General features: G+C 60.2%; 11 protein-coding genes. 7 read left to right on the forward strand and 4 right to left on the reverse strand.

What is annotated here, in order from left to right; all coding sequences use genetic code 11:
• Nucleotides 1-9: 9 nt before the first annotated feature.
• Both ACQK2G_RS13135 and ACQK2G_RS13140 read right to left on the reverse strand, forming a co-directional pair.
• Entirely contained in the window at nt 10-789 is a 780-nt protein-coding gene (locus ACQK2G_RS13135; protein ID WP_425405489.1) for an enoyl-CoA hydratase-related protein, read from the reverse strand.
• A 9-nt stretch (nt 790-798) separates the two neighbouring features.
• Nucleotides 799-2,058 (reverse strand): CaiB/BaiF CoA transferase family protein, encoded by a 1,260-nt coding sequence (locus tag ACQK2G_RS13140; RefSeq protein WP_425405490.1) that lies wholly within the window; start codon nt 2,056-2,058, stop codon nt 799-801.
• A 122-nt stretch (nt 2,059-2,180) separates the two neighbouring features.
• On the opposite strand from ACQK2G_RS13140, the gene ACQK2G_RS13145 reads away from it, so the two are divergent.
• Nucleotides 2,181-2,933, forward strand: coding sequence for an IclR family transcriptional regulator (locus ACQK2G_RS13145; protein ID WP_425405491.1), 753 nt, complete (start codon nt 2,181-2,183; stop codon nt 2,931-2,933).
• 100 nt (nt 2,934-3,033) lie between these two features.
• On the opposite strand, the gene ACQK2G_RS13150 is transcribed toward ACQK2G_RS13145, so the two are convergent.
• Entirely contained in the window at nt 3,034-4,296 is a 1,263-nt protein-coding gene (locus ACQK2G_RS13150; protein WP_425405492.1) for an amidohydrolase/deacetylase family metallohydrolase, read from the reverse strand.
• Nucleotides 4,297-4,525: 229 nt separating this feature from the next.
• On the opposite strand from ACQK2G_RS13150, the gene ACQK2G_RS13155 reads away from it, so the two are divergent.
• From ACQK2G_RS13155 to ACQK2G_RS13175, 5 genes are read left to right on the forward strand one after another with little or no spacing between them, the layout of a single operon-like run.
• A complete protein-coding gene (locus ACQK2G_RS13155) occupies nt 4,526-6,892 on the forward strand; it encodes a xanthine dehydrogenase family protein molybdopterin-binding subunit (RefSeq protein WP_425405493.1) in 2,367 nt (788 codons plus the stop codon).
• Nucleotides 6,889-7,698 (forward strand): FAD binding domain-containing protein, encoded by an 810-nt coding sequence (locus ACQK2G_RS13160; RefSeq protein ID WP_425405494.1) that lies wholly within the window; start codon nt 6,889-6,891, stop codon nt 7,696-7,698. The genes ACQK2G_RS13155 and ACQK2G_RS13160 overlap by 4 nt, the downstream gene beginning before the upstream one ends.
• A gap of 47 nt (nt 7,699-7,745) precedes the next feature.
• Nucleotides 7,746-8,927: a 2Fe-2S iron-sulfur cluster-binding protein gene (locus tag ACQK2G_RS13165; RefSeq protein WP_425405495.1), complete on the forward strand. Its 1,182-nt coding sequence runs from the start codon at nt 7,746-7,748 to the stop codon at nt 8,925-8,927.
• A 47-nt stretch (nt 8,928-8,974) separates the two neighbouring features.
• Nucleotides 8,975-9,469 (forward strand): MarR family winged helix-turn-helix transcriptional regulator, encoded by a 495-nt coding sequence (locus ACQK2G_RS13170; protein ID WP_425405496.1) that lies wholly within the window; start codon nt 8,975-8,977, stop codon nt 9,467-9,469.
• Nucleotides 9,470-9,522: 53 nt separating this feature from the next.
• Entirely contained in the window at nt 9,523-10,665 is a 1,143-nt protein-coding gene (locus ACQK2G_RS13175) for a DUF1116 domain-containing protein (RefSeq protein WP_425405497.1), read from the forward strand.
• A gap of 38 nt (nt 10,666-10,703) precedes the next feature.
• Here the strand turns inward: ACQK2G_RS13175 and ACQK2G_RS13180 are convergent, their stop codons facing one another.
• On the reverse strand, nt 10,704-11,045 hold the full coding sequence (locus ACQK2G_RS13180) for a Rieske (2Fe-2S) protein (protein WP_425405498.1): 342 nt from the start codon (nt 11,043-11,045) through the stop codon (nt 10,704-10,706).
• A gap of 41 nt (nt 11,046-11,086) precedes the next feature.
• On the opposite strand from ACQK2G_RS13180, the gene ACQK2G_RS13185 reads away from it, so the two are divergent.
• Nucleotides 11,087-11,818 carry a phosphoribosyltransferase gene (locus tag ACQK2G_RS13185; RefSeq protein WP_425407643.1) on the forward strand — a complete coding sequence of 244 codons (732 nt, stop codon included), beginning with the start codon at nt 11,087-11,089 and terminating at the stop codon, nt 11,816-11,818.
• Nucleotides 11,819-11,831: the final 13 nt, after the last annotated feature.

The following is an 11,831-nucleotide window of genomic DNA, read 5'->3' on the forward strand; positions in this document are numbered from 1 at the left end:
TATGCGAACTCAATGACCGAACTTGCTGGCGTCCGGTTTGCGTTTGCCGCGGAAGGCTTCGCTCAATTCACGGCTTTCCTCGCTGTCCAGATATTGGCGCAGCAACAGGTCGTGCGCGACGCGGGCCAATCCGCCGACACCGCCGTGCCGTGCGCCGAAAGCCCCCTTGATCGAAGCAAGTGCGAAGGCGCCACGGTCGGCAACTTCGAGGGCGAATTCGCGGGTCTTTTCCTTCAACTGATCGTCCGGCACGACGCGGTTGATCAAGCCGATCCGCTCCGCCTCCGCGGCGGAGATCTTCGGGTTGGTCATCCACATCTCCTTGGCCTTCTTCTTGCCGACGAGGTCTTCCAGATACCAGGTCCCAAACCCCGCATCGAAGGACCCCATCATCGGCCCGACCTGCCTAAAAACAGCACTTTCCTTCGCAATGGTCAGATCGCAGACGACCTGAAGCACGTTGCCGCCGCCGACAGCGAAGCCGTTGACGCTGGCGATCACCGGCTTCTGCAACCGGTCTATCGCCTCGTACATTTCCAGCGTGGGCAGAACACCCGCATAGAGCTGCGTATCCTCCATCCCTTCCTTGCGCCCGCCGATGCAAAAGAACTTGTCCCCCGCCCCGGTAATCACGATGACCCTGGTCCGGGTTTCACGACGGATATCGTTGATGCAATCGCGGATCTCATGGCACATCTCCGGCGTGAACATATTCCCATCCTCGGGGCGGTTCAGCGTGATGGTGCCGACGGGGCCGTCTTCCTCGTAGAGGATTGTCTCAAAGCTCATGATCTTTCCCTATGAAATGGTCTCGGCGGTGCGCAGAGCGGCGATCTTTTCAGCATCATAGCCGAGGAATTGATTCAAAACGGCATCGGTATCCGAACCGAGCGCCGGCGGCATCGACCGCGGTTTGCCGGATTCTCCATTCACCTGAATGCCAAGCCCCACCTGGGGCACCTTGCGGCCGCCGGCCTCCAGGGTGAAAAACAGCCCGCGATCCTGCAGGTGCCGATCCGCGACCACGTCGGCAACTGAGTTGATCGGCCCCGCCGGCACCCGCGCGGCCGCGAAGATATCGAGCCATTCCGAGGCGCCCTTATCGAACAGGACATCCTGGATATCGGCAACGATACGGGCCCGGTGGCGACGGCGCTCTCCATTATTCGAAAATGCGGGGTTGTCCGCATAGTCCGGATTTCCAACCGCTTTCCAGAACCGTCTGAAGATGCCGTCCGTCCCTAGGCCGAGCGTGATCGGGTCGTCGGCGGTTTCAAAAGCCTGATAGATGGCGATGACGCTGTCCGTGCCGCCGGAACGCTTCGGCACGTCGCCTGATCCGAGATAGGGTGTGATACGACAGGTCAGGAACCGGGTCATCGACTCGACAAGGGCGATATCGATCTGCTGCGGCCCCTTTTGTCGTTCACGGTTGAGAAGCGCCGCCATAACCGTCATGGCCGCATCCTGTCCGGCCAGCATGTCGGCCGCCGGGGTGCCAATTTTCTGGGGCGCCGAGTCGGCCGCGCCGGTAACGTCCATCACCCCGGAATAGCCTTCGGCAATCAGGTCGTAACAGGTCCACGCGGCGCGATGACCGGTCAGGCCAAACCCGGTGATGGAGGCGTGAATCAAGTCGCCGTTCAGGGCCGTCAGCGACTCAAAATCGGTCTTCAAGCGCTTCTGAATATCCGCCGGCTGGTTCGTGACGACGACATCCGCCCGCGCGACGAGATCAGCCAGAACCGCGTAGCCTTCGGGATCGGTGATGTCGAGTGCGACGCTTTTCTTGTTCCGGTTTACCGCCAGAAACCACAGCGATTCACCATCCAGGAACGGAGGCCCCCAGTGGCGGGCGTCGTCACCGCCCGTTGCCCGCTCAATCTTGATCACGGTTGCGCCGAAATCGGCCAGCAACATGGTTGCGTAAGGGCCGGCAACAGAGGTCGTGAGATCGACCACCACAGTTCCGGACAATTGGGAGAATCCCTGCCTCCCCTCTTCCGCCGGCGCCTGTATGGGCAGGTCGCCCGGCAGCCCTTCGCCATTTACATTCATGCTTTGTGCTTTTCCTGACCCTGGACCGTATCGGTCTTCGTTCTGTTGAAGGGGAGTTAAATTTGTATTCTATTTCCTGTCAACGTATTCTATAAGAATACAAATAGATCATTCAGCAGGTCATGAGCGCACGTCCCCTTTCAAGTGTTTTGAAGTGTTTCGATTTGCTCGACCTGATCGCGCAGGCGACCGGTCCGATGCGCTTGTCCGAGCTTGCGCGACAGAGTGAGGAATCGCGCGCCACCACCTACCAACGTCTCCTGACCCTCACGACCGCAGGATGGGTAGAGCGGCTGGCGGACGGCACCTATCGCTTGTCCCTGCGCGCCTGCCGCCTGGCCAACAACGCGTTGGAACAGGCCGGTCTTGGCGAACGCGCGCTTCCGGCACTTGAAAAATTGACGGCACAAACCGGGGAAACGAGTTCGCTCGTCGCGCTCGATAACGATCGCATCATCATTGCCCAGCGCGTCGAGGCGCGCGGCATGTTGCGGACGGATTTGCGGGTCGGAGCGGAGCTTTCCTTCGTTGAAAGCGGCTCCGGTCAGATTTGGACAAGTTTTGGCCCGCCGGATCTTACTGACCGTTTGAAAGCAAACGGGGTCCAGACGATCCCACTACGGGAACGCGACCGGATCCGGCAACAGGGCTATACCATTTCCGGCGGGGGCAGAACCCTGGCCGGAATTTCCGTCATCGCCGCCCCTGTCGTGAACGAGATGGGAGAATGCCTGTTCTCCCTGTCCCTGGTCGGACCGGATAGCCGTTTCGACCCGGAAACCGCCATCGACGAAATCAAAGCCGCCGCAGAGGAAATCGGCGTCCTGCTTTCGGGCGGCGCGCGTGCCTCCAGATCGAGCGAAAACCCGTCCTAGAACTTCTTGCTTTACCCGGAACGAAAACACCGTTCAGGCGCCGGCAGGCCCAAACCGGAATTATAGACACAGGCCTGTATTTACCTGTTTCGGTCCCGGTCTACGCGGCGATCGCATCCGGAATGAAAACGGAATCGGCGTCGTATTTCACGCCGGCACGAAGACAGTAAGCCGGCCGGACGAGGCATTTGCTTGTCACATTGGCGCCGGTATTGTCGGACAGTTTGAACTTTCCGCTTTCGACCTTGAGAACGCTGATATCCGCCTCGTATCCCGGCTGCAGCGATCCGATCCTGTCTTCCATACGCAGCAGTTTCGCCGGATGGGAAGTCACCATGGCGACAACCTCCGGCAAGGAGAGACCGAGATAAAGCAGTTCGGTCATCGCGATGGTCAGATTGAACGGCGCCACGCCGAAGAACGGGTTGGACGTTCGAACTGAGTCGGACTCGCCGTCCGGGATCGAAACGTTGTAACCGTGCATGTCCGCGCCGAGGGTATAGGGCTTGATCCCCGCATCCAAAACCCGGCGGGCCGCATCGAAACTGAAATGAGAACCATGACCGACATCGACCAGAATCTGTTTCTGGTGCACGGCCTCAAGCAGGATCGGGTGGACTTCGCCGGTGGCGGAAACGAAACCGCCCGGGTGTCTTGTGAAAGGATGCGCCAGCACGTCGCCGGGCTTCATGATTGGGACAAGTTCCTGAATGAGTTCGTCCGCATCGGGGATTCGTCCGGAATCATCGGTCGGCCATAGCTGGCCCAGATGGATGTAGAGCGGCAGGTCCGTTTCGCGCGCGATTTCCGCTCCGATCTTGATCACGTCCAGACCCCAGCGCGATTGCCCGCCGATTTCGGCATGCGCCTTGATCCCCTTAACCAGATCCTTGTTTTCCAGCGCGACCCGAATCGTGTGGTCGGCATTGACGCCGTTCGGACCATACAACTCCGGATAAAGATGCCCTTCGAGACCGCCGACCAGATAGCAGGAAATAAAGGCGAGAACCCGGCTGGCGGCCGGCTCCGATATGAAGTGGCGGAAGCCGCCCAGGGTCATACAGCTTGGTCCGCCTTGATCGATCAACGTGGTCACCCCCGACCGCACGCCCACCAGGTCCGGCTCCAGACCGAACCGGCCGGTCACATGCTGATAGACATGAGCATGCGTATCGATCATGCCCGCGATCACGACATGTCCGGACGCATCCATCCTGTTCAAGGCACGGCTTTCCCGCAGGCTCGGCTCCACCGCGGCGATCTTACCGTCGTTGATTGCGACGTCGAATGCGCCGTCCCGTCCCGTCATCGGGTCGATAACCCGGCCGTTTTCAATGATCGTTTCATATACCGCTGTCGTCATCGGAGCCGCTTTCATCGTCTTCAGGTTACCGGCGCGAGCGCCGCCTCATGCCCCTATAATTTAAACGGGAATGAAGATCAGAAAAGAAAAAAGTTGTATATACGACCATTTCCATGACATTTTTTGCACTGCAACCAAATCAGAACGCCCTAAACCGCCGTAATGGCCGTTTCCGGGCGACGAACCAAACGGGTTGGCGTATTGCACGGCAAAAAAGACGGGACGGGCGATGGAGAGCGGAGCAAGTACCAAGACGAAATCGAAGGCAGGCGTCGGCGCAAGACAAATTCGCCGTGAAGATGACCGGTTGCTGCGCGGAAAAGGGCGTTTCGTCGCCGATATCAAGATGGCCGGCATGCTGGAACTCGCCTTTCTGCGCAGTCCGGTTGCCCATGGAAATCTCCGTTCGATCCATGTACCCGATCATCTGAAAGGCTCGGTCTATCTGTCGCAGGATCTGACCGGCGTGAGCGGAATCCGCGCTGATTCCGGCCTGCCGGGTTTTCGCAGTTCCACACAACCGATCCTGGCTGACCGGAAAGTTCGCCATGTCGGCGAATTGATCGCCGCCTGTCTGTCCGAAACACGGGCGGAAGCGGAAGATATTGCCGAGGCGCTGCAGGTTGATTTCGAGGAACTCGCCGCCGTCTGGGATATGACCAAAGCGCAATCCGCCGATGCGCCATTGATTCACGAGGATTGGGAAAAGAACGCGTTTCTAGAGACGAAGACGGATGTCGACTTCGAAAGTGCCACGGCGGATGCCGCGGTTGTCGTCTCGCGGACTTTCCAAACGGCCAGACAATGCATGGCACCCATCGAAGGCCGTGGCCTCGTCGCTGTCTGGGACCGAACGCTGGAGGTTCTAACACTCCATTCCGCCACGCAGATGCCGCATATCGTGCGCACCGGCCTCGCCGAATGTCTTGGTCTGGACCATGGACAGGTTCGCGTGATCTCACCCGATGTCGGGGGCGGTTTCGGCTATAAGGGAATCCTTCTGCCCGAAGAAGTCTGCGCCGCCTTCCTGACAATGAAGCTCGACCGCCCGATCCGGTGGATCGAGGACCGGCGTGAGCATCTGACTGCGGGCGCGAATTGCCGCGAACACCACTATGAAATCACCGGTTATGCCGCGGGGGACGGAACGCTACTGGCCGTCGATTGCACCGCGTTGGTCGATTCCGGCGCCTATTCGAGCTACCCGTTCTCGGCCTGCCTGGAAGCAGCGCAGGTAACCAGCATCCTTCCGGGCCCGTATAAAATGCGGGGATACAGATGCTCCGCGACCTCGGTCACGACCAACAAGCCGCCGATCCTGCCGTTTCGGGGTGTCGCCCGGACCGGTGTGTGCTTCGCGATCGAACTTCTGCTCGACGCCATAGCCAGGGAACTCGACATGCCGCCGGAAGAGATCCGCGCCCGAAATCTCGTGACACCAGCGGAAATGCCGTTCACCAACATCACCAACAAATACTTTGACAGCGGCAACTATCCGGAAGCCCTGCGGCGTGCCGTCGAAGAAATGGACCTTCCTGCGATCAGAAACGAACAGAAGACCCAGACTGGCCGGGAACGAATTGGCGTCGGCCTTTCCGTGTTCTGCGAACAGGGAGCCCACGGCACATCGGTTTACCACGGTTGGGGGATTCCCATGGTCCCCGGTTTCGAGCAGGCTACCGCGAGGCTGACGCCGGACGGTGGTCTTGAAATCCGCGTCGGCGTGCACAGCCACGGACAAGGGCTGGAGACTACACTGGCGCAGATCGCCCACGAACGGTTGGGCATAGCCATCGAAAAGATCAAGCTGGTCCACGGCGATACGGCCTATACCCCCTATTCCACCGGCACCTGGGGGTCACGCTGCATCGTCATGGCGGGCGGGGCGGTTGCCACCGCCTGCGACGCGTTGGGACAACGGATCCGCGATATTGCCGGGCATCTTCTACAGTCGAAAAGCGACGACGTGCTTCTGGAATCGGGGCTAGCCCGGGCCGGCACCGCTTCGGTCAGCATCGAAGACGTCGCGAAGACATGGTACCTGAAACCGCAGTTGTTGCCAGGAGACGTCGACCCCCGCGGCCTGGAGGCAACGGAAGGGTACAAGACCGTGCAGGACACGGGCACCTTCTCCTATGCCTGTCATGCGGTGAAAGTCAGCGTGGACTTGGATCTGGGCCATATCAAATTACTGGACTACGTGATCGTCGAAGATGCCGGGACCATGATCAATCCGATGATCGTGGACGGTCAGGTCATCGGCGGTGCGGTACAGGGTATCGGAACCGCGCTGTTCGAAGAGATGCCCTTCAGCGAAACGGGACAGCCCATGGCATCGACCCTGGCGGATTATCATCTGCCTGTCGCGGCGGACATACCGGATATCCGCATCATCCATATGGAGACCCCGTCTCCTCTAAGTTATTTCGGTCAGAAGGGTATCGGAGAAAGCGGTGCGATCGGCCCGCCCGCCGCCATCGCCAATGCGGTGAACGATGCACTCGCTTCCTTCGGCGCAGAGATGACACAGGTTCCAATGACGCCGGAGAGAGTTCTGGCCGCGCTGGACAACGCCGGAAAGGATGCCCCGGCATGAAACCCGTCGACTTTTCCTACCTCAATGCGGTGACCGTCGATCAGGCCGTTCAAGCCCTGGGCAGCAACCCCTGTTCGGTCGTTTCCGGAAACCAATCCCTCGGCCCCATGATCAATCTGCGACTGGCGCGGCCGAACATTCTTCTGGACGTTTCTCGTGTCACGGAACTCCGTCGCGCTGTTGAGACCGAGGATGCAGTCGAATTCGGGACGGCGGTTACGCATGCCGAGATCGAGGACGGTATCGTGCCCGACCCGACGGATGGGTGGATGCGGTCGGCCGCCTCGAACATCGCCCATCGCGCTGTCCGAAATCGCGGAACCATTGGCGGAAGTCTATGTCATGCAGACCCCGCGGCGGACTGGGTAACAGTGCTGCCAGCCTTGCATGCGCGCGTTACCATCATCGGTCCTCAAGGGTCTCGCGAACTCGACGCCGACGCCTTCGTCCTGGGACCGTACAGCAACGCGCTCGTGGACGGCGAAATGGTGAAATCGATCACCGTGCCCAAACCGTCATCCGCCGCACGATGGGGCTATTGGAAATTCGTCCGACAAGTCGGCGAGTTCGCCAAGGCCAGCGCGGCGGTGCTGGACGATCCGGAAACAGGGCGATGCCGCGTTGTGGTCGGGGCCTTGGGCCGAAAACCCGTCGTGATCGATGGCGCCGGCGGCATCGTTTCCAAACAAATCGATGGAAAGCAGGCACTGGAGCAAGCCCTGACGGACGTACCGATAGCGGAATTACGAATGCAAGCCATCGCGATTGACCGAGCAGTTGAACGGTTGGCACAGGCCCAAGATTAAAAACTCGGGCGCCGGCCCGATCACCGGAACTGGAGTTCGCTTTTCCAATGCAAACCAATGTGGAATTCCTACTGAACGGAAAAAAGGTCAGCGCCGCGGTTGAACCGCGCCTGCATCTGGCTGATTTCATTCGCGAGGAAGCGCTTGCCAGCGGAACGCATATTGGCTGTGAACAGGGCGTCTGCGGTGCGTGCACGGTCTTCGTCGACGGCCGCCCGACCCGCTCCTGCATCACCCTGGCAGCGGCTTGCAATTCAGCCGACATCCGCACGGTCGAGGGTTTTGATACCGATCCCTTGATGGAAGCCATCCGCGACAGCTTCAAACGGCACCATGGCCTGCAATGCGGCTTTTGCACGCCGGGCATGCTGACAACGGCCTATGACATCATCCGCCGCATCCCGAACGCGGACCGGCAACGCATTCGCAAGGAACTGTCCGGCAATCTCTGCCGCTGCACCGGCTATGCCGGCATCGTCGACGCGATCGAAGACGTTCTCAAAGCCCCGCCCGCCGCTGTTATACAGCCCCTCGAACGTACGGAGGCACCAAAGACGAATCCGGATGCGCCCGGTTTCCCGGAACCGCTTCCGTCGGACAGCAAGCCCGACGCTGCACCCGACGCTGCACCCGGCGCGGCATCGGTCACGTTGCCGGACCCGGACTCTTTCGGTTCCGCGGCCGTATTGACGAAATCGATGGATCTATCCGCCGGCATCGAAGAGGCATGGCAGTTGGTTTCGGATCCTGAAGCGATCGTGGCCTGCATTCCGGGGGCGACCCTGTCGGGTCCGGTCAAGGATGGCATCGCCAACGGCACATGCAGTGTTTCGGCAGGCCCGATCAAGGCATCCTTCAAAGGCAGCGCGCGCATTCGATACGTGCCGGAGACGAAATCAGGGCAACTCGTCGGCAGCGGCCGTGACGGTTTCAGCCGAAGCGGGCTGGAAGGCCGGATGGATTTCCAACTGGTTCCACATGGCCGGGCAAGTCGGATCAACCTTGAAATGCGCTACCGCCTGAATGGTCCCTTGTCCCAGTTCGGCCGACCCGCGCTGGTCGAAGAGATCGCCAACGGGTTGCTGTCGGATATCGCCCAAAGGATCGACGCAAGATTGTCGGGCAGTGCCTTGGTTAAACAACAGGACCAGCCAACCTCGATCAGCGGATTGCGCCTGCTTTTCAACGCGATAAAGGGCCTGGTCCGCCGCACCTTGTCGACTCACTAAGGAATCCCCTACCTTGCGGGAAATAAATCTTAAAGGTTTGGGAAACGATGGCGAGACCGCGTACGGCAGCAGGCCGTGTCCGGAGCGACGAAGATGCGTTGTGGCGCAGTGGCGATGTTTCCCTGCGACCGGGCTTTCTGATTCGACGTCTGCATCAAATTCATACCGGATTGTTCCTCGAGGCATGCGGCGACGAGAATATAACGCCTGTCATGTATTCGGTTCTTTCCTGCCTGTCGCAGCATGGTCCCTTGGACCAGACGACCCTTGCCAAGGAAGTGGCAATCGACAAGACGAACATGACGGACATCCTGAAACGGCTGATGAATCGCGGTTATGTCATACGCGAAATCGCCGATACGGACCGGCGTATGCGGGTCACCAGCCTGACCAAGGCCGGCGAGGCCGTTCTGAAGCGGACGGACCCCTTGGCGCGGGACGCGCATCGAAAGACATTGGATGCGCTGTCGCCTCAAGACCGCATTCGATTCACGGAGATGATGATGACCATCGTCCAAGCGGCGGAGACCGACGCCGCCTGACATCGTGGGACGGCAACAATCCGCCTCCCCGAACAAGGAGGTAGATCGAGCCAATGCCGGACAAAGCCACGCTGCAGTCTTTCCAACGATTACTGACAGTTCAGCCTGAACTTACGCAGATAGCGCCCCTGTCGGCACTTCTTCCCGACTTGCCGGACGGAACGTTGTTTCATGCCGGTCCGGCCTTCAAGTCGCAAGAAAACCTGCCGGTTCCCATCGTGCATGCGGCATGTGCCGCGGCGGTCCAGGAAGGCCTCGCCGACAGTTTGCAAGACGCGAACAACGCCATCGCCAAAGGGGAAATTGCCCTGCGGCCGGCGCAGGATTTCGGGATCGTAACGCCGCTTGCCTTCGTGGCGGGCCCCAGCATGTATTCCGTCGCCTTGGAAGATCGCGCCGCAGCGGGCGCGTTGTTGGCGTCCCCCTTGAACGACGGCCCCCCCGCGGGTTGCCTGCGTTTCGGCATGGACAACGAAGCCGGCCGAAAATTGCTGGCGGCTTTGCAGGATGAAATCGGACCGGACCTTTCCCGCCACTTTGCCGGACCGGTCGATCTGCTGTCCTTGATGTCGGCCGCGATCGGCAAAGGTGACGAGCTCCATGGGCAAGTTGCCGCCGCCAATGGATTGCTGCGGCCCTTCCTCGGCGAAGACCTGTCGAATGCAAGCCAGGAATACCTGGCGCAAGCGGGACAGTTCGTGCTGAACGTGATCATGGCCGCAAGCGCCTTGATGCTAAAAGCGGGCGCCGGTGTCTCGGGCAGCGGAATGGTTATCGCATCCGGCGGAAACGGTCAGGAGATCGGATACAAGACAGCCGCCGAGCCCGACCACTGGGTCACCTTACCCGCGACAAAACCGGTCGGCCCAACCATGCCCGGTATGGAGTCGTTTGCGCCATTACCGGCCATCGGCGACAGCGCCGTGATTGACGCATTGGGATTTGGCGCGGCCTGCCTTCGTTTTGCGCCCGCGCTTCTCGATCCGCTTCGCGAACACATTCCTGCGGCCTATGCTGGGCCAGAGGCCCATGGCGCCTATCTGGGGTCGCATCCCGCCTTCCCTTATCCCGGGTTGAAATTGGGACTCGACCTCAATCAACCAAGGGACTGTTTGGGAATAATGCTGGGCATGGTCGAGGAAACCGGTACGGCCGGGCTTATCGGTCGCGGCGTTGCCCCCTGGCCCGAAGCATGATGTTGGCGGCGAGCCAGCGGCGCGCCCCTCACCGGCCTTCAGACCGCGGCGTTACGATCCAAGCCGATCTGTATCATTCCCGCGTTTTCCCGCACGGCGTAACGACGGAGCGGAGGCAGCACCCAGCCCGGTCCACATGTCCCGTCCGACAGGCGGAACTTCGCCATATGGCGCGGGCAGTTGATATACCCTTCCGCGACGCGTCCTTCCGCCAAGCGAGCGAATTGGTGCGGGCAAAGGCCTTGATACGCGGCAATGCTCTCCTCGCTGCGGATCAGGATGATCACCGTCTCTTCGACCACAACCTCATACGGTGTTCCCGCCGATAACTCGGACGAGGGAAGCACGTCGATCCAGTCTATAAGTTCAACACCCGTCATATGCCCAACCCGAAACGATCCAGATGAATGCCGTGAAGCAGATGAAAGAGAACGCCCCCCATTTCACCCGCCCGACAACCGACTGTTGGCAAACAATCATCTCCGCCGACAGCGATCAGGCAAGGATGGATCCCCCATTCAAATACCTTTACCCCGCCTCCCTGCCGAACGGCGATGTGCTGCAGTTACCAATCCGCGCCATTCCGGATACCGACCGCGCCGTTGCGTCGCTGATCGCAAATCATGCGAGTTTTGCGGTCATCGACGCGCTCGTCTCCCTGATGACGCCGATGGCGGCCGAAGGAAAGCCCGATTGCATCGTTGGCCTGCCCACACTGGGCCTCGCCTTCGCCCCGAACGTTGCAGAGCGGCTGGGTCATCGAAACTTCGCACCACTCGGCTATTCCAGGAAATACTGGTACAGCAATGAACTCTCTGTACCCGTTCATTCGATAACGAGCCCGGGCGGGAACAAGTCACTCTTCATCGACCCGAACATCGTGCCGCGCATCGCGGGAAAGCGCGTGGTACTGGTCGATGACGCGATCTCCTCCGGCACGACGGCTGCCGCCGCGTTCGACCTCGTGATGCGGCTCGATTGCCAGATTTGCGGTTTCGTCACGGCCATGCGGCAAGGCGTGGCATGGCGGGACCGCCTGGACAGTATCAGGCCCGGTTTCGCGTCCCTGGTGAGAAGTCCCCTGGCGGGCCCGATCTTCCAGAAGGTGGAGAACGGTTGGCTACCCATGACTGGAACCCTCGACAGGGCCTGATATCTGTCAGGAA

Source organism: Hwanghaeella sp. (assembly GCF_965227365.1).
Taxonomy (GTDB): domain Bacteria; phylum Pseudomonadota; class Alphaproteobacteria; order UBA8366; family Aestuariispiraceae; genus Hwanghaeella.

Coding starts and splice junctions, on each gene's coding strand:
- ACQK2G_RS13185 (WP_425407643.1), top strand. CDS start 11,087: ATGAAAGAGAACGCCCCCCATTTCACCCGCCCGACAACCGACTGTTGG.
- ACQK2G_RS13160 (WP_425405494.1), top strand. CDS start 6,889: ATGAAACCCGTCGACTTTTCCTACCTCAATGCGGTGACCGTCGATCAG.
- ACQK2G_RS13180 (WP_425405498.1), bottom strand. CDS start 11,045: ATGACGGGTGTTGAACTTATAGACTGGATCGACGTGCTTCCCTCGTCC.
- ACQK2G_RS13175 (WP_425405497.1), top strand. CDS start 9,523: ATGCCGGACAAAGCCACGCTGCAGTCTTTCCAACGATTACTGACAGTT.
- ACQK2G_RS13165 (WP_425405495.1), top strand. CDS start 7,746: ATGCAAACCAATGTGGAATTCCTACTGAACGGAAAAAAGGTCAGCGCC.
- ACQK2G_RS13135 (WP_425405489.1), bottom strand. CDS start 789: ATGAGCTTTGAGACAATCCTCTACGAGGAAGACGGCCCCGTCGGCACC.
- ACQK2G_RS13155 (WP_425405493.1), top strand. CDS start 4,526: ATGGAGAGCGGAGCAAGTACCAAGACGAAATCGAAGGCAGGCGTCGGC.
- ACQK2G_RS13170 (WP_425405496.1), top strand. CDS start 8,975: ATGGCGAGACCGCGTACGGCAGCAGGCCGTGTCCGGAGCGACGAAGAT.
- ACQK2G_RS13150 (WP_425405492.1), bottom strand. CDS start 4,296: ATGACGACAGCGGTATATGAAACGATCATTGAAAACGGCCGGGTTATC.
- ACQK2G_RS13140 (WP_425405490.1), bottom strand. CDS start 2,058: ATGAATGTAAATGGCGAAGGGCTGCCGGGCGACCTGCCCATACAGGCG.
- ACQK2G_RS13145 (WP_425405491.1), top strand. CDS start 2,181: ATGAGCGCACGTCCCCTTTCAAGTGTTTTGAAGTGTTTCGATTTGCTC.